General features: G+C 62.9%; 13 protein-coding genes and 2 pseudogenes. 5 read left to right on the top strand and 10 right to left on the bottom strand.

Annotation, left to right across the window (positions count from 1 at the left end; all coding sequences use genetic code 11):
• Positions 1 to 18: 18 nt before the first annotated feature.
• The gene (locus ACFC25_RS10875; RefSeq protein WP_376045165.1) at positions 19 to 1,437 is read right to left on the bottom strand and encodes an MFS transporter; all 1,419 of its coding nucleotides are present in this window, start codon (positions 1,435 to 1,437) and stop codon (positions 19 to 21) included.
• 143 nt (positions 1,438 to 1,580) lie between these two features.
• Here ACFC25_RS10875 and ACFC25_RS10870 point away from each other — a divergent pair, with 143 nt between their 5' ends.
• The 3 genes and pseudogenes from ACFC25_RS10870 to ACFC25_RS10860 all read left to right on the top strand — a co-directional run bounded on the left by ACFC25_RS10870 (position 1,581) and on the right by ACFC25_RS10860 (position 3,372).
• Complete coding sequence (locus ACFC25_RS10870) at positions 1,581 to 2,447, top strand: ribokinase (protein ID WP_376045164.1); 867 nt, start codon at positions 1,581 to 1,583, stop codon at positions 2,445 to 2,447.
• A pseudogene (locus ACFC25_RS10865) lies at positions 2,444 to 2,980 on the top strand (GNAT family N-acetyltransferase). Before ACFC25_RS10870 ends, ACFC25_RS10865 begins: the two are co-directional and overlap by 4 nt.
• Positions 2,981 to 3,006: 26 nt before the next feature.
• The gene (locus tag ACFC25_RS10860; protein ID WP_376045163.1) at positions 3,007 to 3,372 is read left to right on the top strand and encodes a hypothetical protein; all 366 of its coding nucleotides are present in this window, start codon (positions 3,007 to 3,009) and stop codon (positions 3,370 to 3,372) included.
• A 16-nt stretch (positions 3,373 to 3,388) separates the two neighbouring features.
• On the opposite strand, the gene ACFC25_RS10855 is transcribed toward ACFC25_RS10860, so the two are convergent.
• Both ACFC25_RS10855 and ACFC25_RS10850 read right to left on the bottom strand, forming a co-directional pair.
• Entirely contained in the window at positions 3,389 to 3,721 is a 333-nt protein-coding gene (locus ACFC25_RS10855) for a hypothetical protein (protein ID WP_376045162.1), read from the bottom strand.
• Between the two features lie 138 nt (positions 3,722 to 3,859).
• Positions 3,860 to 4,195: pseudogene (locus tag ACFC25_RS10850) on the bottom strand (deaminase); the annotation flags it as partial.
• A gap of 140 nt (positions 4,196 to 4,335) precedes the next feature.
• Here ACFC25_RS10850 and ACFC25_RS10845 point away from each other — a divergent pair.
• Positions 4,336 to 4,911, top strand: coding sequence for an HNH endonuclease (locus ACFC25_RS10845; RefSeq protein ID WP_376045161.1), 576 nt, complete (start codon positions 4,336 to 4,338; stop codon positions 4,909 to 4,911).
• A gap of 54 nt (positions 4,912 to 4,965) precedes the next feature.
• Here the strand turns inward: ACFC25_RS10845 and ACFC25_RS10840 are convergent, their stop codons facing one another.
• On the bottom strand, positions 4,966 to 5,814 hold the full coding sequence (locus ACFC25_RS10840; RefSeq protein ID WP_376045160.1) for a class I SAM-dependent methyltransferase: 849 nt from the start codon (positions 5,812 to 5,814) through the stop codon (positions 4,966 to 4,968).
• Positions 5,815 to 5,925: 111 nt separating this feature from the next.
• Between ACFC25_RS10840 and ACFC25_RS10835 the strand changes: the two genes are divergently transcribed.
• Positions 5,926 to 6,216, top strand: coding sequence for a hypothetical protein (locus ACFC25_RS10835; RefSeq protein ID WP_376045159.1), 291 nt, complete (start codon positions 5,926 to 5,928; stop codon positions 6,214 to 6,216).
• Between the two features lie 368 nt (positions 6,217 to 6,584).
• Here ACFC25_RS10835 and ACFC25_RS10830 read toward each other — a convergent pair whose 3' ends face one another.
• From ACFC25_RS10830 to ACFC25_RS10805, 6 genes are all read right to left on the bottom strand, one after another.
• Positions 6,585 to 7,397, bottom strand: coding sequence for a hypothetical protein (locus tag ACFC25_RS10830; RefSeq protein WP_376045158.1), 813 nt, complete (start codon positions 7,395 to 7,397; stop codon positions 6,585 to 6,587).
• 41 nt (positions 7,398 to 7,438) lie between these two features.
• On the bottom strand, positions 7,439 to 8,719 hold the full coding sequence (locus tag ACFC25_RS10825) for an McrC family protein (protein ID WP_376045157.1): 1,281 nt from the start codon (positions 8,717 to 8,719) through the stop codon (positions 7,439 to 7,441).
• Entirely contained in the window at positions 8,719 to 11,727 is a 3,009-nt protein-coding gene (locus ACFC25_RS10820) for an McrB family protein (RefSeq protein WP_376045156.1), read from the bottom strand. The genes ACFC25_RS10825 and ACFC25_RS10820 overlap by 1 nt, the downstream gene beginning before the upstream one ends.
• Complete coding sequence (locus tag ACFC25_RS10815; protein ID WP_376045155.1) at positions 11,724 to 15,356, bottom strand: Eco57I restriction-modification methylase domain-containing protein; 3,633 nt, start codon at positions 15,354 to 15,356, stop codon at positions 11,724 to 11,726. The genes ACFC25_RS10820 and ACFC25_RS10815 overlap by 4 nt, the downstream gene beginning before the upstream one ends.
• Before the next feature lie 419 nt (positions 15,357 to 15,775).
• Complete coding sequence (locus ACFC25_RS10810) at positions 15,776 to 18,637, bottom strand: helicase-related protein (protein WP_376045154.1); 2,862 nt, start codon at positions 18,635 to 18,637, stop codon at positions 15,776 to 15,778.
• Positions 18,634 to 23,820 carry a DEAD/DEAH box helicase gene (locus tag ACFC25_RS10805; protein ID WP_376045153.1) on the bottom strand — a complete coding sequence of 1,729 codons (5,187 nt, stop codon included), beginning with the start codon at positions 23,818 to 23,820 and terminating at the stop codon, positions 18,634 to 18,636. Before ACFC25_RS10805 ends, ACFC25_RS10810 begins: the two co-directional genes overlap by 4 nt.
• Positions 23,821 to 23,874: the final 54 nt, after the last annotated feature.

The following is a 23,874-nucleotide window of genomic DNA, read 5'->3' as shown; positions in this document are numbered from 1 at the left end:
CTTTGAGGGTGGGGTTGGTCAGAGGGTCTTGCCCTTGGGGGCGGCGACGAAGAGGCTGACGATGAACGCGGCGGCCGTGATGGCCACCGAAATCCAGAGGGCGGCGGCGTACCCGGCGGCGGTGGCCTGCGCTGCGAACGGCGCCACGAGCACGACGCCGAGGCTCGCCCCAATGCCGAAGGAGGCACCGTTGATGCCGGGCAGGGCAGCCGGGGCTTCCTTGGGTGACAGCAGCACCGAGAGCCCGTTGATGGCGGTGAGGAAAAAGCCGTTGTAGAAGATGCCCAGGGCCGCGACGGCAATCAGCACCGCCACCTGGTTCTCGGAGAAAGTGGCCGCAACAATGGCGCAGGCCAGGCTCAGGCCGGTGCCGATCCGGAGGGTTTTGATCCAGCCGCGGCGGTCGGCCAGCCAGCCGGCAAGGGGTGCGGCGAAGACGCCGATGAGCGCGGCCGGGGTGAGGAACAGGAGCGCGGAGACGGACGCGGTCAGGCCGAAGCCGGCGCCGGCGTCCTGGCTGAGAAGCACCACGGTGAAGTTGATGATGGCGAAGATGCCGGCCAGGGTGAGGACGGTGGTGGCGATGACCGGCCAGACCTGGCGGGAGCGCAGGTGGTGGACGGCGATCAGCGGGTGGCTGCGCTTCTTTTCGATGATCCAGAAGGCGGCGAAGGACGCGATGGTGCCGGCCAGCAGGGCCAGGGTACTCGGTGCGGTCCAGCCGGCGGCCGAGCCGCCGGAGACGAAGTAGGTGATGAAGACCAGGAACACGGAGAGGGATCCGGCGCCCCACCAGTCCATGGCACCGCGCACTCCGGCAGGGCGTCCGGCCGGGACGATCCTGATGATGCAGGCCGCGGCGATGGCCGTGAGGACCAGGACCACGACGAAGATGGACCGGAAGCCGAGGGTCTCGGCCATGAGCCCGCCCACGTAGCCGTCCACGCCGCCCACTCCCCCGTTGATGGCGGCGATGATGCCCACCGAGGTGCCAAAGACCTTGGCCTGCAGGTTTTCGCTGAGCACGATGTAGGCAAGGGCGAAGACGGCGCTGGAGACGCCCTGCAGGAACCGGCCCGTGATGAGCAGCGGCAGGGTGGGGGCGGTGATGCAGAGGATGGTGCCGGCGCCCATGATGCCGAGGACCAGGAGCAGGGCGGCGCGGCGGCCGATGAAGTCGCTCCACCGGCCGATCACCGGCCCCGCGATGGCCCCGGCGAGGAAGAACATGGACTGGACGGGGGCTGCACTGTCGGCACCCTGGCCGAAGCTGGCGGCGATCTGCGGCAGCGCGGGGGTGACCATGCTGGCGTTGAGCTGGAAGGACAGCACGCCCAGCAGCAGGGTGGAGATCAGCAGGGCGGCGCGGCGGCCGGCGAAGGCGGGCTGTTCCGCGGTAACCGGCGGGGAGGCGGTGACCGGGGTGGGGGTGTTCACATCAAACTCCTTTGTTCGAACGGGGATACGCCTGAATGGCGATTCGAGTTGTTATACAACCATGTATGACGCACAAGTACAACCATGGCGTACACTATTTCCTAATTCGGCCGCTTCCGGCTTCCCCTCGAGAGAGACTTCCCATGAGCAATCCATTTCCTGCCGTCACCGTCGTCGGCAGCATCAACCTGGACCTGATCGCCACCGCCGAAAGGCTCCCGACGGCGGGCGAAACCATCGGCGGCGCCGTGCTGTCCGAGCAGCCCGGAGGCAAGGGCGCCAACCAGGCCGCGGCTGCCGCGCGGCTGGGAGGCAGCGCCCGGATGGTGGGTGCGGTGGGCAGTGACGCCCAGGGGCAGCGGATGCTGGACGCCCTGGCGGGTGCCGGCGTCGGCACCGCTGACGTGGCGGTCCTTCCGGGGGCCACCGGGACCGCGCTGATTGTGGTGGACCGCGACGGCGAAAACCAGATTGTGGTGTGCCCGGGTGCCAACTCGCACCTGTCCCTGGACGGGGTGGAGTTCGGCCCGGAGGAGACGGTGCTGTGCCAGCTGGAGGTGGGCCTGCCGGTGGTGCTGGAGGCGGCCCGGAAGACTCCGGGGTATTTTGTGCTGAACGCCGCTCCGGCCATGGACCTGCCGGCCGAGCTGCTGGAGCGGTGCGATCTGGTGATCGTCAACGAAAGCGAATACGCCCTGATCCCCGCCCTTGCGTCGGCGAAGCTGGTGGCCGTGACCTACGGCGGGGACGGCTCCGCGATGTTCCAGCACGGCCTGAAGGTGACCGAGGCGCCGTCGGCCGCGGTGACGGTGGCAAACACCGTGGGCGCGGGGGACGCGTTCTGCGCCGCCCTGGTCCTGGCTTTGCGCAGCGGGCTGGATTACACCCGGGCACTGGCGGTGGCCAACGCGGTGGGCGGCGATGCCGTGGGCGATCCGTCCTCGCAGCCGGATTTGGCACAGCTGGGCCATTACGTGGAGCGGACCGCCGCAACCGCAGGCGTGCGGTGAGCGTCGCGCTCCGGCGGGCGGCGCCGTCGGACTTTCCGGAGGTCCGGCGGATCACGCGCGATGCCTACCTCCGGGCCGGGCATTTCGCCGCGGACCACCCGTACATGGGCGTGCTGGAGGATGTGGAGCACCGCGCGGAGCATGCGCAGGTGTGAGTGGCGGAGGCCGGCGGGCGGGTGGTGGCGGCGGTGACGCTGACGTTCGCCGGCCAGCCGTACAGCGAGATCGCCGGGGACGGGGAGCTGGAGTTCCGGATGCTGGCGGTGGACCCGGCGTGCCAGGGCGGCGGCGTGGGGCGCGCGGTGGTCCGCGAGGTGGTAGACCACGCCCGGCAGCTTCCCGGCATCGGGGCAATCAGCATCACCAGCGCCACGTTCATGGAACGCGCTCATCGCCTCTATGAGTCACTGGGCTTCCGGCGGGCACCGGAGCGGGACTGGTACGTGCCGGGCGAGGACGTGCTGCTGTGGGTGTTCACGCTCCAACTCGTGGGGGCCACGGTCCCTCTTCGGGAGATTCAGCCCTCCCCTTAACGGCGGCCACGTCCGTAAAATGGACCATGGTGGTAATTTTGTCCGCGATCGGACTCCTGTTGTGGATTGCCGTCCTGTTCGCCGCGATGGTCCTGTTCGGCATCATCTGGACGGGCCGCAAGCTGTTTCTCTGGGCGATGGACCTGAAACCCCTGCCCGCCGGACCCGGAACCCGGCCAAAAGCGCTGGCCAGGCCCGCCGTGGCCAGCGGACGGAACGTGCAGCGCGCGCCCTCCCCGCCGGGAGTCGCCCGCGTCCAGAACCGGCCGCCGGCGCAAGCAGAGCCCGCGTCCGGGATCTGGCCGAAGTGGAGCCCGTCGCACAGGCTTTACAAGGCCCGCGAGCTGTCCCTGTGGCAGGAGCAGTTCGACGCCCTGGACTCCCGCTGCTAAGTCCGGGGGCAGGGGTTCAGCTGGCCGGTTTCCCGGCGGATCCGCCGGCGCGGCCTCTGCGCCGGAGGACGAGCCGTGCGGTGACGGCTGCAATGAGGCCGGCGAGGGTCACCAGCTGCACTTCGTCAAAGGACAGCCCGTCAATGTTCGGCTGCAGCTCCTCCTCGGTGGCCCAGCCGAACCAGGCTTCGCTGACCAGGATCCCCGCCACGAAATAGGCCAGAGCCGAATAGAGCCAGAGCCAGCGGGCCACGTGCCAGCCGACGATCAACTGCGCCACCAGGCCGAAGGCCAGCGACATGACCGCCAACAGTGCCAATCCGCCGATTCCCAAGTCCCAGCTACTCACGCCAGCCACCTCCCTGCTCCCCCTTTTGCCATCCAGTCTCCGCGACCGGAGCCATTGCAGGGAAGGGGCGAAGGTCCCCGCCGCTGCCGGGTCCTGCGCGCGGGTCAACACCCTGAAACGGACGACGGCGGCTGAGGGCTACTCTGCGATGTCCTCCGCCCACAGCTCCGGGTTGTCGGCCTGGAAGGTGCGCATCATGTCCACGCAGCGCTGATCATCCAGGACCACCACCTCAACCCCGCGTGACCGCAGGAGCTCCAGTTCGCCGTCGAACGTGCGCGCCTCCCCCACCACCACGCGGGGGATCTTGAATTGAATGATGGTCCCGGCGCACATGGCACACGGGGCGAGGGTGGTGTACAGCGTGGTGTCCCGGTAGCCTTCGGTGCTGTCCAGTGCGGGCTCCGCGGATTCGTGCTGTTCGTGGGTCATGGCGCCATTGTTGGACGCGGCTCCGCCCAGATTCGGACCACCTGCGGCTTATCCGGCCGCTCATGGATACGGAAACTGGGCAAAAACTGAGCTGAACCTGGGGCGCCGGCCTGCGCCAGGCCTATACGATTTCCTGGACATCCGGGGCCAAGGGCTACCGGCGCAGCGACATGGGGGAATCAATGCCGGAACTCGGCCGCATCTACTGGACCCGGCAGGGGCTTCGCCTGGCGTACTCAGCGGTGATGATTTGGCTCGCTGTCGCGGTGATGTCGGCGCTCACGGCCAAGGCAGCACCGGCTACCGGAGCTGGTCCGTCCGCCGCCGCAGGGGTGCTGCGCGGCATGGTGGAGGGCGTTGCCGCCGCGGTTGCGCTCCCCGGCGTGGCCGCCGTCGTGCTGGGTATTGCCGCCGCCGTCATCACCGGCCGGGACGTCCGGCGCCGGGATCCTGTACGCCGTTTCACGCGCCAACAGCGCCGCGAAGGGATGGCCCGCGCGGACGGGCTGTGCGAGCTGGAAGGCGGGTTCGGGCGCCGCTGCGCCCGCCCGGCCGAGCACGGCGACCACTTTTACCCGTGGTCCAAGGGCGGTTCCACCAGCCTGCAGAACTTCGTTGCGGCCTGTGCCAGGTGCAACCGCGCCAAGCGTGCCCGGATCCCGTCGCCGGGCCAGCAGCGCCGGATGGAACGACGACGGCGGGAGCACCTGCCGCCGTCGGCCTCCGTCAGCGTGGGCGAACGGCAGCCGCTGCCCTGAGGCAGAGCTCCAACAGGGTGTTCGCGGTCAACCTGGTTTGTGGTGTGTGCCCGGCTACCGCCCTGTCTCCCCAACCTTGGTAAGCGTGAAGATCCCGTAGCGCATGGCTCCTGTGCGGTAGGCCAGGATCATGCGCGGGATGCCCAGAAACGAGCTGCGGTTGCGTGCGCCAAGGGCAAGCCGCCGTGTCCCGCGGTCGGTGAGCAAGGCCTTCACGAGGCGGCCGGCGCAGATCGGCCAGGTGCGGGCGACCCGGCGGCTGACATCTTCGTAACCGGTGACCGTAAAGCCGGCCTGCCTTGCCATCTCCTCGTACTCCTCGCGCGTGCCTATCGAGGGCAGGCGCCCTTCGCGGCAGATCGGCTCGAGCAGGTGGCGGACTTTCCACCCGCTGGCGCCGGTCCCGGCGAGCCACGCGCAAATGACGAAGCGGCCGCCGGGCGAGAGCACGCGGTGCGCCTCGGCGAAGAACCGGGGCTTGTCCACCATGTGCTCGCTCGACTCGATCGCCCAGGCGGCATCGGCCGAGGCATCGGCCAGCCCGTTGTCCAGCCAGTCGCGGACCTGGATGTCTACCTCCGGTGTGGCATGCGCGGCGGCGTAGCGGGCCTGCTCAGTCGAAAGCGTGAAGCCGGTGACGCGGACCCCGCGCGTCACAGCGAGCCGCCTTGCGGTGGAGCCGTAGCCGCAGCCGATGTCGACGCACGCCTGGCCGGGCAGAAGGCCCAGCCTGTCGCCGACCGTATCCACGAGCGCCTCGACGGCCTCGCCGGGTGTCTCGCGGCCCGTCGTCCACAGCCCGTGATGGACATGCTCGCCCCACACTCGCCGGTAAATGGGATCGAGCTCGTCGTAGTGATCCGCGACCGCCACGGCGTTCTGGGAGATTTCGGGCACGATCACGCCATGACATTACAACGGCGCCCCAGGCGAAGGAAGGGCGAGGACGACGGCGGCACTTGCGTCCCGCCGCCGTCATTCCTTTCCATGCCGGGGAAGAGTTAGGAGTCCGTGGTGGCCCAGGGAAGATTCGACGACACTTTCTGGACAGGGCAGTTCCCCAAGTGGGCCGGCGCGGCAGCCATGCTAGGCGGAGCGCTTGCTGCCTTGGCAGCCTTCCTGCATAACCTGCAGCCCGTTGGCTGTGTCGGCATGGACTGCCCCACGGGGGCGCTGCGTTCATCCACCGGAATCGTGCCTGTTGCTGGCTCTGCCGCGTGCCTCCTCATACTGGTGGGTGTCGCCGGAATGACGCTGCTGGCACGGCGGTCCGGCCAACGCCGGAAGCTCGCGACCACCGGCTGATCGCAGTGACGGCCGGCTTCGTCCTGTACCCGACGCCATAAGAAGAAAGGCTTTCACGGTTGTCCACCTTGCACACGCTGGCGATTGCACGGTACTCGGCCTTCAACCGATCTATCAAAATGCATCTCCGAAGGACTGGATAACAGCACGGCAAGTCTCCGTTCCAGTCGGACAGCTGGTGTTCTTGGACAAGGGCTCTATGTCCTACATGGATGAAGGCCTCGGCGAGGTCGTGAGCGTGGCGATTCAACGGAAGCGGCCAGCAACTCGAGAGCCACTTTTCCAACGACTTCGACGGTGGTGGAACAACTGAAGGTGGGGCCTTCAGCTCAACCTCGGAACAGCAGTTTCGTACGGGCACCCCCCACTTAAAGCGGCCGATAGTCGCATTTTGTGAGTAAGTCACCCCACGATCCCATCAGCTGCTTCACCAGATATAGATCCTTTTGAAGCCCTACTTCGGACAGGTCCAATTCGCCCTGCAGCAGGTCGGACTGCTCGTTGCGGATCTGTGCCGCGAATCTCCTAATATGAGGAGGCGCTAGAAAATCGGGCCATAGCATGTGGTCCAGATCGTATCGCATGTCTAAGTTTTCATAACCGACTAACCCTGAGAATTCAGCGCATGCCCAAGGGCTTTCCGTTATTAGTTCACCAAGGCATCTAGTGTGGAGATCTTCGTGTCCAAGGTATTCGTCGTCCCCCCGTTCGACCAGGGCGTCATAATCGGGACAGCTTCCACACGCGTCCACATAGCCGATCAGATACAGGAGCCGATCAGGCAATGAGTCACCCGGTCCTGCCTGTCGAAAACCGAGTCCACGTATGCCGTCTAGCAGCGCTGGGGGCACAACAGGGGGAGATCCAGTAACGACGTGAATGAGTCGATCGAATAGGGCTTCCAGATCCGGGCCAGGGCGCTCCAACGGAAGTAACGCTAGCGCAGTTAGCTCGACAGCCAAGAGCGAGATTTCCCTTTTACAACCCGCCATAGCGTCGGCAAGTTTCGAGCCGAAATCGTCTGAATCCTGAATGGCAATTACGACCCGCTCAAGTTCGGCTGCTGTTGACTTCGACCAGGTGATCGTATCCTCGTCTAAGCCGGACGGGCCGCCTTGTAGGGCATAGTCCAGAACGATCCACGCGGCATCTGAAGCCGAGGGCGCACCTTCACTGGTCACAAATTCCCCCTCGTTTCCCGGGCAAGGCAGACGTGCAACTCTTACCTTACGAGAGCGCTGTCACCCGCGCCATACTGCTTATGCTGCACCGGCATGAGCATCGGAGCTCCGTGGCGCTGCACAAACTCCCGGAAGGCTTGATCAGCAAGGCTTTGGATGCTTTCGAGCAGGGCTTCTGGCTGCTGAGAGATATCAATGGGAAACTCCACAACCGATACAGCCGTGTTACGGATCCTGCGTCTGCGAGCCTCTCCGGATCCCGCGTAAACCAGCCAAGCGCTCGGTACATCCAACGCCGTACAATAAGCCAACATCTGATAGTGATCCGCGTTCGGGTAAGCTCCCGCAACGGAAGCGGCCTTGTACTTCGCGTCGAATACCATTGCTGGAACCCCACCCACGGAATGAACAATGTCCACGAACATCCGCACCCGGTCTCCATTTCGGTAACCCACTTCGGATTCATCCATGTACGTCTCGTACTGCCCGCGCGTCTCTCCCGGATACAGATCCAAAGCTTCGCGGACCGCAGTCGTCACGAAATCTTCGAACACAGTCGCCATATTCACCACAAACGACGCAACCACGTGCTGCCCCAGGCCCGCCTCGGCAGACATGTTCCGCAGGATGATCTCAGCCAGGCGCAGAGCCGGGACATACCGTTCGTTAAGCCTGGATTCCGTCCAGGCGGGCAAAGGGGCCCCGAACCGCACAGCGGACACTCCGTCCAGCTTCGAATCAATGTGCGCCAGCCGCTCCCGCACCCCTTCAGAAAGCCGCGGCACCTGCATCATCAGCCGGACGGCAGCCCTCAAAATCCGGTTCTCGGGAATGTCCACCGTGAAGTCGTCGTAGGCAACCTCCAGCGGCAGGAGCATTCCCGGCCGCCGGGTCATCTGGTCTCCTACCCGGATCCGCCCGCGCACCGTCCGCAGCGCTTCTTCTACATGCACGTACCCGTTCAAAGCCCCACGATCCAGTGCCCGCTCGCAATGCCGCGTCAGCGACTCCCCCAAGGCAGCAAACAGGTCATCATCCTCTTCGCCGGCCACATCATCCGGTCGGAAACCCGGATTGATGGCGTAGCCCAGCAGGAACAGGAGCCGGCTCAGCCCTACCTTCTCCTTCGGCTTCACCCGCACCAGCAAGTCGCCAATCTGAACCGCACCGACCCTCCCCGCGGGCAGCACCGTCCAGAGGCCCCCGTGCGCCGGAAGCACCGACACCAGACCGGTGTCCCGCAACGTCGCAGCGACCTCCCGCTCCAACTCGACAGGCTCAGCGACCGTCTGCAGCTCGTCCAGGACAATCTCGGACGGCATCACGTCTCAGTTTCGTCAGATTCTGACAGCGGGCCAACTGTGGCGTCCCCGGCGCCGGCACCGGAGTTGCCGGGCTCCAGAGAAGGATCTACGGGCCCTACTTCCACGCCCACCTTCCTCCGCATGGCAGCCAGCCCGAACTTCTCCCGCACCCTGTCCCGGTTCAAGCGCCCGAAGTACTGCTCCTCCAGCAGCGGAAGAAGCTCGTACTTCCAAATCTCTTCCAGTCCCTGGTCAGACTCGGCGTGCGGTTTCATAAAGTACGACGGCCCGATCATCAGGTCACGGTTCGTCGCCTCGATTTCACTGTTCAGAGCATTGAGCAGCTCGGCCCGCAATGAAGGCTTGCCGTTTGCCTCGAGGAATCGTTCCAGCATTCCGGAAATCATCCCGTCCTGCGGATGCAGCTCCACGAACGCGAATCGTCGTCGGATGGCTGCATCCACCATCGCGATGGAACGGTCCGACGTGTTCATGGTGCCGATGATGAACAGGTTCGGCGGCAGCACGAACGTCTGCTGGGGGTTGTACTGCAGATTAATGCCCTGGTCGCGGTACTCCAGCAGGAAGTACAGCTCGCCAAAGATCTTGGCTAGATTCCCGCGGTTCATTTCATCGATGATGAGGAAATACGGCTTGTCCCGGTTCCCATCCAAGGAAGCCTCGGCGGCAATCCTTCGCAACGGCCCCGGTTCCAGGCTGAACCCGACGTTATCGCCGTTCGTCTTGGCGGGCCGATAGCCCTCGAAGAAATCCTCATACGCATACGAGGGGTGGAATTGGACCGTTTTAACGTGGTCCCCGTGTTCCTCACCCGCGAGGAATCGGGCGATTTTTCCGGCTAGGTACGTCTTGCCTGTTCCCGGCGGTCCGTAGAAGACAATCTGCTGCCGAGTCTGAAGCAGCCGAATGACTTCCTGGACATCATTCCGCTCCACATGGAGTTTGGCGGCCAGCTCCGGGGTCGCGTCCCGGAGTTGAGGCACGACGGCGATCTGCGGCTGTGCGATCGGTTCCTCTTCCGGCGGGACCTCCCCGGGCTCCTCTTCCGCGTACCAAGCGCTTATGACGGAGAGCCCGTCTGTCAGGTCTACCACCGACCCCTGCTCCTCGAGCAGGCGCGGCATCGGGGCAGGAAGGTCTCCGTTTTCCAGGGGCTTTTTCCGCCATGCAACACTCCGGCGCAGGCGGGAGGTCTCATCATCCACGTACTCGGCCTCGCCTGTGACGACGCCGAGGTAGAGACTGCTTTCAAAGGCGGTGAGGACGAAGTCGTCCACCTTCATCTGGCTCAGGAAGCGGTAGTACTCCTGAGCCCGCGCCTTCCGCTCGGAATAGTCGATGTGCTGATAGCCAGCGTTGACGGCGGCCTGCACTTGGTCATAGCTGCTTCCAGGCTTCGGGGAACCCAGGTGCTGCGCCCGGGTGGAAACGAATTCACCCTGCAGCCAGGAATCCAGCATCGCGATCCCTCCCTGGTTCTGCCGGACGAGCCATGCACGCTGGCCGGCGTCTTCACCGGAGGGCTGCCACTCGCTTAGGTACGGTTCGCGGTACCACTCAATGAAGTCACTGGATTCGCCCTGCTGAGCCTGCCTAATGTGGTGCAGGTCCTTGGCGATGTCAGTCTCGGAATCACCTGTAGGGCCTCCGATGATGTCGGCAAAAGCATTTCGGATCTTGATCCTGTGATCCTTTTTGACCACCGGTTGAAGGTAGCCCGGCCACGCCAAGTAGTCGATGCTGTAGCGGATCGTGGGCCAGTCTTTGGGCACGCCACGCGTCAGCTCAATGAACTTCCACGGGTCCTCAAGGGCTTCGTTGATGAGGCTCATCGGCTGCTCTGCGACGTGCTCCACGAACCGCGTAAGCCAGCCGAGGTGGTCAGCGACCTGAATGTTGAAGCCCACTCCCCCGTTGAACGCCCCGGGCGCCTCGAGGCCCTTGCGGAGTTCCGCAGAAAGCTCGACGGCGGCGCCGGGCACCCAAGACAGCACCTTTTCAATGCGGGCGATCTTCGTTGCTGGTGTCACGTTGCTCAGGGGCAAAACCTGCAGGTAGAGGAGTTCCGCGGCCAAAAGTACTGTCTCTCGGGAGGCGGTGACCAGCTGGCGTTCCAGCTTTGACATCAATGAGCCCGTACCGACATCTGGGTTGGCGATGCGGCTGGCCAGGTCTGCTGCTGCTGCGGACGTCCAGGTGGAAGTGCTGACGTCCATCGGCGACGGTTCTCCACGTAGGCCAGCGCTGAGGAGCAGCCGCGCTGTCGATTCGACCTCGGGTGCCTTGCTAGCACCACTGTTTCCAAGCTCCGTTACGTCTTCTGCCATCACTTTGTCTCCCCTCCAGGCTCGAAATGCTGCGCTATCGGTGGAGCTCCATTCATCGGTCGGATCAACGTTGAGCACTGTCCACATCAGTCCTTGGGCGTCCAAGCGGTCGCGGAGTTTGATGCCATACTCCGGTGCCAGCCGGATAAGTTCATCGAGCGACTCCAGAAGCAATTCATATCTGCGTGCCGGATCTCCATTCGCGCCACGGTCTTCCCAGCCGACCAGCTTGAGAAACTTCTTGACGGCGCGGGCACGATAAGGGGGATAGGTGTACGGATCTCGGGCGAGCAGAAGAATCGAGGCGAAGCCCACCACGCCGCCGACCGAAAACTGCTCCGGATTATATGGACGGAGCAGCGCTGTGAACTCGTCGATTCGCCGGACGTCTGGTTCCCCTTCCCAAAGCAAGTCGATGGCTTGGCGCAGATCTCCAGGCTTCGAACGGCCCAGATCCACCAACCGCATCATGAAGTACTGGTTCATGAGATTCGACGACGAGATGTCGCGCCGAAGCACCTCGAACCACTCGGGCTCCCGGCTTAGGTATATCTCCCTGGTTTTCCTAAGACGTTCTGCCAAAGCCAGTTTGTAGTTGTACTCGTCGGCATCCAAATCAACGGTCTTAGTGAAGAGGGCGGCGAACTCCATGAAGTCGTGCCAGCGCGCGTCGGTCATACGTGGTTCACCCTAGCCGGATGACGAGGACCTTGCCCTGGTGGCGGATTGACCGGCGACTCATAGGGGACGTTGGCGTCTATTGCCTGTTGAATCGCGTCATGGACCTCAAGGATCAGTCGCTTTGTTCGGTACTCTCCGTGAACCGCTTCATCCTTCCTCCTGACAATGGGGAAAGACTCCAAAAGGAAATCCACATCATCCCGAGGAATTCGGTATAGGTACATGAACGCTGCGTCCAATTCGCTCCGGAGCTGTTGTCTTCTCTGCCGCTCCCAGACAAACGGGCCGCCGGGCTCTCGGAGTTCAGAAGCTACGGCAGTCAGGCTATAGCCAGAAACGAACAACTCGAGTGCACGTTCCAAGATCCACTCCCCTGTCGAAACATTGGAGTCCCATGGGGCTGCCCGCTCGTAAATCTCAGGGGCCAGGGCTGGCATCTGCTGAGTAATGAAATGCCCAATATTTGTGCCCCCTAGCTTTTGCCGCATTACGAAGTCAAAAACGAAGGAAGAAAAGCCAGCGTAAAGCGCGAGCCGCAAAGGGTGTCCCGAGAACATCATGATGCCCGAGTCTCCCACCCCTGCCGCTTGATGGACATAGCTGATAACGGTGCGTTCGTCCGTCGTGCGGGCGATTTTTCTGTACCCGAAATAGTAGTCAGACGCTGGGCGATCCCCGATTCGCCGTTTAACCTCGGTCTGGGGAACCCAATACCGTGGAAGCGGCTCAAACCATGGGTCACTCTTTTCCCCTTCGGTCGTGTCACGAACAGTCGCAGCGTCGTAAGTTGCCCAAGCTCTATCGAATTGGTGAAGCATCTTCGCCTCATAGAGCGGAAGCATCGTTTCAGGCAAGCCATTAACCATCCGTTCGAACACATTTCCCTCAAGCGTCCAGCCGTCGCCTTCGAGCTGCTCGCGGGTGCGAAAGAGGTGGGAGTCGTTGGACATGTCGAACATTCTCATGAACGAGACGCCCCAGGGATTGCCATTGACGGCATCGTTCTCGTTAATCAGCACTGGAACTCGGCGGTAAATGCCGAGTGTGATTTCTGCATCACGGCGGGTCCGGAAGATTGGAAGTGTGCCGGTGTTGGGGTTGATGAGCTTGATTTCGTCGGGCGTCAGCGCGAACTCGGATTTTGAAACGTCAGCAGGGTCATGGAGGAAGAAGGCAAAGGAAGCCGTCTCCTCCTTTGCCAGCCGACCGGCCATTGTCAGCAGGCAGAATTTAAAGCTCCGGTGCACTCCTTCAAAGACCGGCTTCGCATTTTCGAAGTCGTACAGCGCCGCAATCGTGCTCGTCTCGACAAGATCCTTGAAGAAATACTGCGTAGTCGCATCAGTGGCGATACCTGTCGGGACGATTACACCGGAGCGGCCATGCGGTCCCGTGAGACTTCGGAACAGCTCGGCAAAAACGGCGTACGTGTTGACGTCGCCGCGGCCATTAAGCGGAAACCTCCCTGACGTACGCATGCTGACGCTCTGACCCTCAGCATTGCGCTTCGCACGGATGAATTCGTTGTGCAGCATCGGATCCTCTTGAACGAGCCTTTTGATTAGTCTCGTTCGTGCGGCAGCATTGGGCGCTTTCGCGATGGCCTCGTGGCGGGCTGCAAAGAACTCCTGCTCCTGAAGCTTGACCCGTTCCCACGGCGGGTTGCCGAGCACGCAGGAGAAGCCCCCGGGCCACCCTTCGGCCCCTATGTCCCCGGACGCGGGATCGCCGAAAACCTCCGGGAACTCCAGGTGCCAGTGGAAGAAGCGGTATTCCTCCGCGAGCTGCCTCACGGTGATGACCGTGTCGGCGTATCCTGCTGACTCCCCGATGTCTGCCAATTGCCGGACGATGGAGGACGTCGGCGGCTCGGCGGATCCGGCGTTAAGCGGCCAGACAAATGCAGCACTCCAGGCGTCTGCGTGGAGGCGCTGCTGTTCCATGCCAGCGGAATGATCGAAGGCTTCATACGCTTTGGCCCGGGATCGAGCCTCAGCTGCGGTGGACACTGGCTTTACTAGTTCCTGGCGTTGGCCGATCAGCTCGGCGACGCCCGTCTTCGTACCTCCAAAGCTAAAGGTTTCCTGTCCCAGTGAGCCGAAGAGCTTATCAGCCTTCCTGGAGTTCTCTGCCCTGTTCCGCTTCTTTACTTCAGCGGCGTATTTCTTGTTGTCGCCCTCCAGCACGCCGAACGCTTCGTCCGGCACTCCCCCGGCCAGCAGCGCCGGTGTAGTCCCGAGCAGGCTGTTTCCGATCTTGATCCGGGCGTCCAGGAAGCCCAGCGTTTTGCCTGGCTCCATGGCTTCCAGCCACAGGGAAACCTTCGCGAGTTCGGCGGCGAGATCGTTCATGTCCACGCCGTAAATACACCGTTCCACGACATCGTGCAGAGCATGCTGGATGTCGGCGGGCGTGGGTTCGTTCTCTCCCGCGCGCACTTCGGCGAGACGGCGTGCGATGCGGCGTGCTGCTGCGACTAGGAAGCCGCCGGAGCCTGAGGCGGGATCGCATACCGTCAGCGCTAGGAGGCGAGTTTCTCGGTCTGCAGCATCTGTGCCGCCGTTGACTGCGTCGTCCAGCAGCGGGTCCAGCGCCGTGTCCAGCAGTGCCGACACCAGACTGGGCGGCGTGTAGTAAGAGCCGGTGACCTTGCGCTCGTTGCCGGCCAGACGGACGAGTTCAAAGCTGCGTGTTTCTGTGTCGATACGGGGAATGAGTTCGAGCAGGGACTCGTAGACCGAACCCAGCTCCTCCGCGCCGAGGTGCCGGTAGTCCACCGGCTGGAGCCGGTCCCCCTTGCCCAGCACCCAGCTCAGGCGCCGGATCGCTTTGAGGAAGTCCTGATTGGCGAGTTCTGCGCCCATGAGCAGGTCTTCGTGAGGCTGATGCTCAAGTCTTTTAGCGCGCGAATCCGGGTCGAACAAGCCGCCCAGTGCGGGCAAGCCTACGGCTTCCAGTCCGTCGCCACCGAGGGCGGAGAGTACAAGCTTCTGAGTCCGCCAGAGATCCGGGTGCGGACCTCCGTCCCGGCTGCGTGAAAGCTTTCGCAGCCTCTGCGTCGAGAAATACCTGGCGTAGCGATCTCTAGAAACTGCCGGAGCATCGGGAACCAGCAGCGCATTGCGGTCCTCCACAACAAAGCAGAACAGGAGGCGGTACGCAGTACGTAGCAGGGCCTTGTGGAAGTCCCGCGGGCTTAGCTCGCCGGTGTGCAGGGCATCAACCAACCATCCATTCTCGGGGTGCCGGAGGAATCCTGTACCCAGATAGTCCAAAGCCTTTTCGACACCGACACCCAATTTGTCGAGTGCACGGGCACCCGCGTCGACAGACTCAGCCCGCCAGGATTCGAGCCAGCAGTCGGCCGGCGAGCCCTCAGCCCCGCCCCGCTTGTCGAGGCGGGACTGGTGGCAGAGCTGCCAGAGAATCTGGAACTCAGGGTAGAGATCCGAGTCGAAGATGGTTTCAAGATCGAATTCAATGTATGCGGAACCGGCGAGGGCAGTGGAGTCCCGCAGCAGGCGGAGTTTGAGTCCGTTGCTGAGGATGGCCCACAGATAGTCGGCCTCGCGGTTGAGAAATTCCTGAACCATGGCCTGGGGGGCACGCTTCGCCGCGCCCTCCACCCCCGGTGAGCGCTTGTCCAGTTCGACGCCGGGTCCCAACAGGTGGATGGGTACGGACTCCCAGCGGTGCGAAATCGGATAGGTGGTGTCCGCAGCCTGGAGCCCACCACCCGTGGCAGGCACCTGGCCGTAACCGAACTCGCGTAAAAGGATCAGGAGCCACTTCTGGCGCGCGTCGCCGGTACCAGCGCCTTGGCCGTCCGGACGTTTCTTCGCATCGAGCTCACGCCATGACTGCCAGGCAGTCCGGAGATAGCCCCAGGAGCGGGATGACGCGTCCCGAACAGTCTCGGTGCCCATGAGGTGGTAGGTGGCAGGGTCAAGGCTCTTGGGGTCGTTGACTTCTCCGGATTGGATCCGGCCCAGCAACGACGGCGGAACCACGCCGCCGACAACGGAAATCGCTTGAAACGCCGTACTCATTTGTTGCCTCCAGCGGGGCTGTAAACATACACGCCCAGAATGTCCACGGGAAGATTGGCTTCGACACTCAGGCCTCTGATGCCGAGTTGTCCAGCGCGGTCGCCTCGAGCGACGATGCGGACTTCGCGGTGGGCGTCCCGGATTTCTTCGGCTACCGCCTGGGCCTTGGCGTTCAGTGTGTCGGTCACCAACGGAAGGGTGCCGAGGATGTTGGACATCATGTTGCTGACGTCGCCGGCGTTCGCTGATGCCTTGGACAGCAGGAGCTTGTCCACCTCGGCGTCGTCCAGCCACGAGGGGCTGTTGGGCGTGCCGGTGAAGGCCAGGACGCGGGCTTCCTCGGCCATGTCTGTGCGGTCGCCAAGCCGGGCCGGCAGGATCAGCTTGGTGCGGAAACGCACCAGCAGCGCCACGGTGAGCTTGTCGACGTCGTGCGTTTTGATGAAACCGCACCTGCGGGCGGGCCGTTCCTTGCCTCCGAGCTGCTCGTCGAGTGCGGAGTTCAACACATACTGCGCGACATTGGCTACAGCCGGATCGGTTCGCACCAGAACTGAGGAGTTCCGGGGCGCCGGGAAGTCCCTGACGAATTTGGCCTCAGACCTGGCGCCGAGTGCGTTACGGATACCCGGAACCGCGGCAAGCAGCTCAGCCCTGAGACCGTCCGCCGTGTCCTCGACATGCGCGCCTGTTTCTTCCAAGGCAGCCCGGATAAAGACGGAGACGTCGCCGGGGTCTCCCAGGCTGCGGCGGGCGGCGTCGACGACGGCCTGCACCTGTTCCGGGTGGATGGCGTTTTGCGCGAAGCGGGAACGGCTGACGTTCTCTTCCTGTGCGCTGCTGCGCCAGTCCGCCTCCAGCTGCTCCGCCTCAGGGGTCATGCTGAACAGCTCCAGCTGGTCGCCGTTCTGGCCCCGCATCAGGATGCCCTCAAGAAGCGCGGACAGTACTTGGTCGCTCTTAGGCGGAACTGGAACACTGATCCCCAGGTCGCGCCGGATACTTTCGTGCTTGCGCAAGAGAACATCCAGCACGATCCCGTCGATGCCGTTGTCATCACCGTAGATGGTCAGCGCACGGACTTTGTCGGCAAGCTGCCCGAATCGGTCCACACGGCCTTCGCGCTGCTCGTGGCGGGTAGGGTTCCACGCCAAGTCGTAGTGAATCACGGCCTGGAACCCGTCCTGAAGGTTTACACCCTCGGAGAGGCAGTCAGTAGCGACGAGAATCTTCGGCAGGTCTCCAGCGCGCTCGGCCTGGTTTGCGATCCGCGCCGCTCGTTCCTCGGCGGGGAGCTCGCCGGTGACCACTTCGACGTCGTACTTCTTCTTGAGTGACTCCCGCAGAAACTCGGCAACGTAGTGGGCGGTGGGTATGAAGCGGCAGAAGACGATGGGCTGAAAGCCCTCATTGACAAGCTTTCGGATCCTGCCGAGGAGCAACTGGAGCTTGGCGTCGCTCGCAGGATTCGTGCTCAGTTCCTGAGCTGTCCGAAGGAACCCGTTGAGTTGGCGCTTCTCGCCGGAGCTTTCCTCCAGCCCTTCGGGCCGGGACCCGGGTACGACGTCGATGGCCTCGCCGCCGTCGTCTTCTACCTGGTCCATGACGACGGTCATGCCACGCTTTTCGGCGGCTGCATCGGATTCGGACTCGTCTGCAACGGCCCGCGTGTTCAGGGTGGCCGCGGCTGCGGCAGGCGAGGACGCCATGGAACGCAGCAGCGATAATGCCGACCACCAACGTATGCGCTGTTCCAGCTTCGTCCCGGTCTTGTCCTGAACACGGCCCCGTACGTAGTTCAGGACGGCATCGAAGAAGGCGCGGTGCTCAGGTGACAGCTTGTAGGGAACCTCCACCGTTTCACGGTCCTTGGGGAACTTGGTGTCAGACTGCAGGTAGGTGCGGATGTCCACCCGGCGGCGCTGAACCATATGGTCCGCTAGCTTCCTCCGACCCGCTTCACCGGAGAGGTCGGTTGTCTTCAAGCTGCTGTCCAACAGTCCAATGAGGTTTCTGAAGGCGGCATCGTTCCCGCTGTGGGGAGTGGCTGTAACCAGGACCAGGTGCCTGTCCGGGTTGTCGGCCAAGCCACGGACCAGCTCGTAGCGTAGGGTCCGACCCGAGCCGCCCTTACCGGAGTCATCGGCGGTCACGCCATGGGCCTCATCGACAATGATCAGATCCGGCGCGGTGCGCAGGAAGTCGTGACGTTTGGACTCTGACTTGATGAAGTCTGTGGACACGATGGTGTGTTTGAAGTGCTCGAAGATGGACTGGTCGTAACCTGCTGCGCGCTGCAGTTTCTTGGCCGTGCCAGGGAGAACAAGCTCGGCTTCAATTCCGAACTTCTGTGACAGCTCCTGCCGCCACTGTTCAGCCAAGCTGGGCGGGCACAGAACCGTCAGTCCGCTTGCTTCGCCTTGGGCCAGGAGTTCGGCGGCTACTAAGCCGGCTTCCACGGTCTTACCGATTCCGACGTCGTCGGCGATCAGCAGCCGCACCACGTTCTGGCGGAGCGCCAACAGCAGGGGCACCAGCTGATAGGGGCGCGGTGACACGTTCAGTCCCGCCAGGGAGCGGAAGGGGCCGCCGCTGGAGCGGAATCCGATGCGCAAGGCATCGCGGAGAAGCCGGGCGCTTCGGTCGTCGCCCAGGTCCGTTGCCGATGGCAGGCCGAACGACGCTGGCTTCACGTCTTCGAGGGACGGGATCACTCCGGCGATGTCATCATCCGTGCCGCCGATCGGGCGCAGAACCAGAAAGTCTGAATCACTTTCCGGAAGCACCACCCACTCCCGGCCGCGCGCGGACACCAATGAACCCACCGCATAGCTCGATTCGGCCGTTGAAATACTCACTTAACCACTCCAAATACAGTTGCGTGATCCTTGACGAACACGTCTATCGCAGCATCGGCACGAACAGTCAGAACATTCCAGTTTCCGTACGTCAGCATCATTTCATCCACAGGAGGCCGTGACTCGTCCTCCACAATGACAACAGTGGGCTGCGACAAACTGGTGCTGTAGGCAAAATCGACCACCTGTCCGTCGATCTCCTGGCCAATCCCGTCGGGGAGATTGAGCCCTTGAGCGGCCAGATAGTCCAAGATACTTTGCGCACGCTGGCTGACCGCCGCTCCTTGGGGAGCCGCGAAGGCGGGCGTTTGGGCCTTGGCGACCGCCGCCGTCGTCTGGGATCTTGCCAGTCTCTGCAGAAGATCGATGACCAGCCGGCGGTCGATGGATTCATGGGAGCGCTGGTTGCCGTAGGACAGCAGACAGCGGTAGCAGCCCCGAACGCAGGCGTTCTCCATCTCTTCCCCCGATATGGGATCGACATGGAGTATCTCCAGCGCCTTGGCCGCGACCTTTGCCATCGCCTCCGGCTCGCTCTGGAGCCGTCTGAGGACGCCTGCGCCTCCTTCGGCTGCCTCCACGAAAAGCAGCCTGCCGCGATCGTCCGCGTCGTTCAGCCGTTCACTGGCCAGCTCGGAATCTTCCAGCTGGAACACTGCTTCAATGCCGCGTTCGACCGCGTACTGCATGGACGTGGCCGCTTCATCTGTGAGCTCTTCAGCCCACCGGATTACCGCGATGTTCCGGCGGTCTTCGACGAAGGGTGTCACCATTTGCTTCTTCTTGGACTGCTCCACGGTCATGTCTTCTGAGTCAGGAGACTCCGAAGAGTCCTCGGTAGCCCGTTTCTCGGACAACCATTCGCCCGTGATCAGGTCCAGCCAGAAACCGTGCTTATCGGGGTTCGCACGGTTGCGGCGCCCGAGATTTGTCACCCGAACCGTTGCGCCGTCTCCGTACCGCACATCGCCGAGCAGCTCGTCGCCGTCGTACATCTCTGCGTCTGAGCGCCCGGGCTTCTTGCCGTGATTGGCGAAGCGGTAGGTGGTTACCAGCTCAAATCCCTGCCGGTTGCGTTCTTCCTCGTCGGCGCTGATCCGCTCCCGCCTCCGGGTGATAACCGACTGGAGCTGCATGAGGTTGGACCAGCTGCCCCCGAGCGGAGTGTTGCACAGTTCGCAGACATCAACTCCTGCCTGCCGGGCGTGCAGGTAGCCGCAGGCCTCGCAGACCCGGGCCTCGGTGAGGACGACGTCCCCGCCGCCTGCTCCCTCTGAGTCACGTGGGAGGCTCACACGCTTGACCTGGTAGCGGGCGCCTTCGTGATAGATCAAAGCGTCCGGTCCGAATTCGCTAATTGCGAGGAACCGCGAGCGCTGGAGCCAGGTGCTGTTGTTGTCGCGGCCCTTGCGGATGCCTGGGATGAAGGCTGCCAAGGGGAGGCGGGGGAAGGAGTAGCCGGGCAGGAAGCCCTCGGAGGCGAGGTAGCGAAGTGTGTAGAAATCAGACTGTCCGCGGGAATCGCTGTCATTCAGCAGGATTTCCAGTCGTTGGCTGGCTTCCCGGTGGCGGTTGACGGCATCTTCGCGTTGCTTCGAGGTGAGGGAGTGGTCCTGGCTCGCCTTGTGGGCCAGGTCCTGTTCTCCGAGCGCGCTGCGGTAGAGCTGGCGCCATCGGTCGCAGGCTTCGTCGAGCGAACTGAGCGCGTTGTCGACCACAGTGTCCGCCCAGGCTTCGGTCCACCACGTGGTGTCCTTGAGTTCGCCTCGGATGGCACTGAGAAGGGAGGCCGCAGATGCCTTGGCACGCTTGGCGGCGCTTTCATCCTGCAAGAAGGACAGGATCTGCGGTTGGATCGGGTAGCTCATGTCCTCAAGCTTGAGCAGGCCGCTGAGGGATTTACCAAGACCGTTGCTGGTTGCTGCCAAGGCCTCAGCCAGCCACACGGCATGGACGTGAGAGCGAATGAGATCCTCGTTGGCAAAGTCCAACCGTGGCGGCTGAACTTGCCCGGAAACCATCAAATTGGAACGCTCAAAGTAGTAACTGTCGTGTGCGCTGCCCGTGGCGCAATACGTGAGAACCAAGGCCGGCTGCCCCGATCGGCCTGCCCGGCCACTGCGCTGTGCGTAATTGGCGGGAGTCGGCGGCACGTTCCGCATGGCCACGGCGTTGAGATCAGCGATGTCGACGCCGAGTTCCATCGTTGGCGAGCAGAACAGCAAAGGCAGCTCCGCCTTCCGGAACGCCTGCTCGCGGGCCTCCCGGTCCTCGGGCCTCACTTGGGCGGTGTGCTCGGCGGCGCGCAGTCCAGCGAGCTCCACGCCTGTTTCCAGGTAGAGGTCCTTGAAGAACTTGATCACGCGTGGCTTCTGGTCCGGGTGGTAGCTGCGCCTCAGCAGATCCGGTGCGCCGAACTCGCCCTCGCCCTTCCGCAGGACCATGGCGGAGAGTTTGATGCGGTAGCCGGAGAGCTTGCCTTCATGCACTTCAGTGATGAGTCCGGCCGTCAGGAGCGTCTCGAAGAGTGACGCGATAACCTCGTTGACCTCGGCCATGGAGAGCTTCTGAGTCAGGGCGTTCGCTGGCGCGGCAGTACGGGCCAGCCAGCGGCCGAAGGTCCCGTGGGCGGTTACAGGAAGGAGGTTCCGGAAGCTGGCGCCCTTCTTGGTCTCCGTGGATACCAGGCCGACGTTGGGGTCCGGCTCGCGTTCGGGAAGAGCCCAGATGCCGGTGAGGTATTCGCGGCTGCGGCCTTTGACCTTGTTGAGGGAGTCAACGGTTAGCTCGTCGGCGTCGATGGCCAGGACTCGTCTGAACTCGTCGAGCAGGACGCAGATGATTTCTTCCCGCTTGCCCGGTTCCGCGTCACGCAGGATGTAGTGGGCCGTCTCCCAACGATTCTCCTTTTCCGCAAGGAGCTTCGCGTGTGGGTAGTCGACAAGCAAGAGGCCGGTCTGTTCGAGGTTGGGGAGGGTGATGCGCCAGCCGCGCTGCAAGTCCCGGAGTGCACGGTACGTGACCACGTCGTTCAATGCGCGGATGGTCGGTTTGGGGTCGAGCGGGTCCTCAATTTGCGCGTAATCTGACCAATTCAGACTCAGCGTATTGACGATGGCGGAACCGAGGTCGCCGGCTTCGATGCCATCTTCCCCAGCAGCAGCCACCGCTCGGTACAAGGCGGACCGTAGTTGGGCTACCTGAACAAAGTCATTCAGGTGGCCAGCTTGCAGAGACGCGTCCTGCCGGTTGTCGACGAAGGTGAGGAGCTTCTTGGCTTCTTTGCTGAGATCCTGGCCGGCGTCCGATTTGAGCAACTGCACGAGCTTAGTGGCGATGACCGTCATGGCGCTGCTGCGGCCCTCTTGGTCCAAGGTCACCACCTTGGAGAATTCGCCGCTGCGAGCGGATTCGTACGTCACCTGGCAATTGAGGCAGAATCCGAGGCTGCCGGGAATCCATGCAGCAAGCTGTCCGCTGGAGGCCGTCTGATCGTTGTCGCGTACGGTGTCACCTCCCGGCTCAATCCGGTAGCGAAGCGGAAGCCGCTTCCGTTTCGATTCCACGACTGGGTGACCTGAGACGGCGTTTGTCAGCCAAGAGGCCGGCAACCGGCCCGCTTCGACGGCATTTTCCGGCCACTCCTGACCGGTGGAAATGAAAAGGTAACCGTCTTTGCCATCGTCGACGCCGCCGTCGTCCTGGAATTTCAGGTCGTGGCGGGCAATGAACCTAGATCCCCCACCTGCTTCGACGAGCCTCGCCATCAGGTATTCCTGCCCGCATTCCCGGCAGAAAGCCAGCGGATAAAGGCGCTTCTCCTCCGCACCAGTGCTGACCTGAAAATCCGTCTCGATCAGCCGGGTCTCTTCGGACTCCGCAGTGGTGTAAACCGATCCACCCTTGGAAATGAACTGGTGCAGACGGAACGCAAACAATGGACGACCCGTAGTGGACTTCGCCTTAGAGCCAGCCAGCAGCGTGGCTCGAATGGCCGTTGCGCATCTCCGAGGTTCTTGGCCTGTGAGCTCTGCCAAAGTTCCGGCCGCACCCGTAACAGTTTTTGGAGCGCTGCGGATTAACCGACCTGATGCTTGCTCGGTGGTGAGCCCGAAGGTGTCCTCGATCCAGGAGGCAAGCGGGTCCGATTGCATGGATGCGTAGCCGCCGCTGAGAGTCGCGCTGCTGAACTCGGCGTCTCCGCGTTCCTGGACGCCAGCTCGAAGATCTTCTGGTGACTGATCCCTCGACGTCGTGGCGCGCACAAGGGTCTCTGTGATCACCTGCTCCGAACTGATCGAGGCGCCGAATATGCGAGAAGCGACCTCGGCGACGTCCTTCTGCTGCTCCGCCACGGTTCCACCGCTGGACATCGTTGCCGATGTGCCAACACATTGGAGGGTGGACTGGGCGTGGCAGGCGTCCCGAAGACGTCGTACCAGGAGGGCGACGTCGGCGCCTTGGCGGCCCCTGTAGGTGTGCAGCTCGTCGAGGACGAGGAACTGCAACCCGGACGCTGCCCGGATGAGCGACTGGCGTTCCTCCGGGCGGGTGAGGACGTACTCAAGCATGACGTAATTCGTGAGGAGGATGTCCGGGGGGTTCTTGAGAATGGCTTCACGCGCCTCGCCCTTTTCTTGACCGGTGTACCTCGCGAAAGTCACCGGCGACTGGCCGTCAAAGCCGTTTTCCAAAAACTTGGACAGCTCCTCCATCTGGCTGTTTGCGAGGGCATTCATCGGGTAAACGATGATGGCTTTAATCCCCTTGCCGCTTCCTTCACGCAGGACGCGGTCCACGATCGGGACGATGTAGGCAAGAGACTTGCCGGACCCGGTGCCTGTGGTCAGGACGTAGGACTGTCGTTTCGCTGCGATTTCCACTGCGTCCGCTTGGTGCTTATGGAGAGTGATAGACGTCGCACCGCGGTCAGACAGATCCTTCTTCGGACGGAAAATCTCGCTGCATTTGCTGTGCAGGACGCCCCGTGACACCAGCTCGTCGACGCTTCCGCCGGACTTGAATGAAGGGTTCAGGGATAGCCACGGGTCCGGCCACTGGCGGCCTTGATCGCCAAGCTTTTCAACCTCGCTCCGGATGCGCTCATCCTTGATGTCTACAAAACCTTCAGTGAACGATCGATAGCCATCGATCAACCGGTCACGAATACCGAACGCATCCAACTTTGGATCCCCATCCCGCTTGCTGTTATTACTCCAGTTACTTTATGCCGAATG

This window comes from Pseudarthrobacter sp. NPDC055928 (genome assembly GCF_042270935.1).
GTDB lineage: Bacteria > Actinomycetota > Actinomycetes > Actinomycetales > Micrococcaceae > Arthrobacter.
Note: the sequence above shows the minus strand (reverse complement) of the source record. Positions and strands in the feature narration are given on the sequence as shown.

Coding starts and splice junctions, on each gene's coding strand:
- ACFC25_RS10845 (WP_376045161.1), top strand. CDS start 4,336: ATGCCGGAACTCGGCCGCATCTACTGGACCCGGCAGGGGCTTCGCCTG.
- ACFC25_RS10860 (WP_376045163.1), top strand. CDS start 3,007: ATGGTGGTAATTTTGTCCGCGATCGGACTCCTGTTGTGGATTGCCGTC.
- ACFC25_RS10825 (WP_376045157.1), bottom strand. CDS start 8,719: ATGCCGTCCGAGATTGTCCTGGACGAGCTGCAGACGGTCGCTGAGCCT.
- ACFC25_RS10820 (WP_376045156.1), bottom strand. CDS start 11,727: ATGACCGACGCGCGCTGGCACGACTTCATGGAGTTCGCCGCCCTCTTC.
- ACFC25_RS10870 (WP_376045164.1), top strand. CDS start 1,581: ATGAGCAATCCATTTCCTGCCGTCACCGTCGTCGGCAGCATCAACCTG.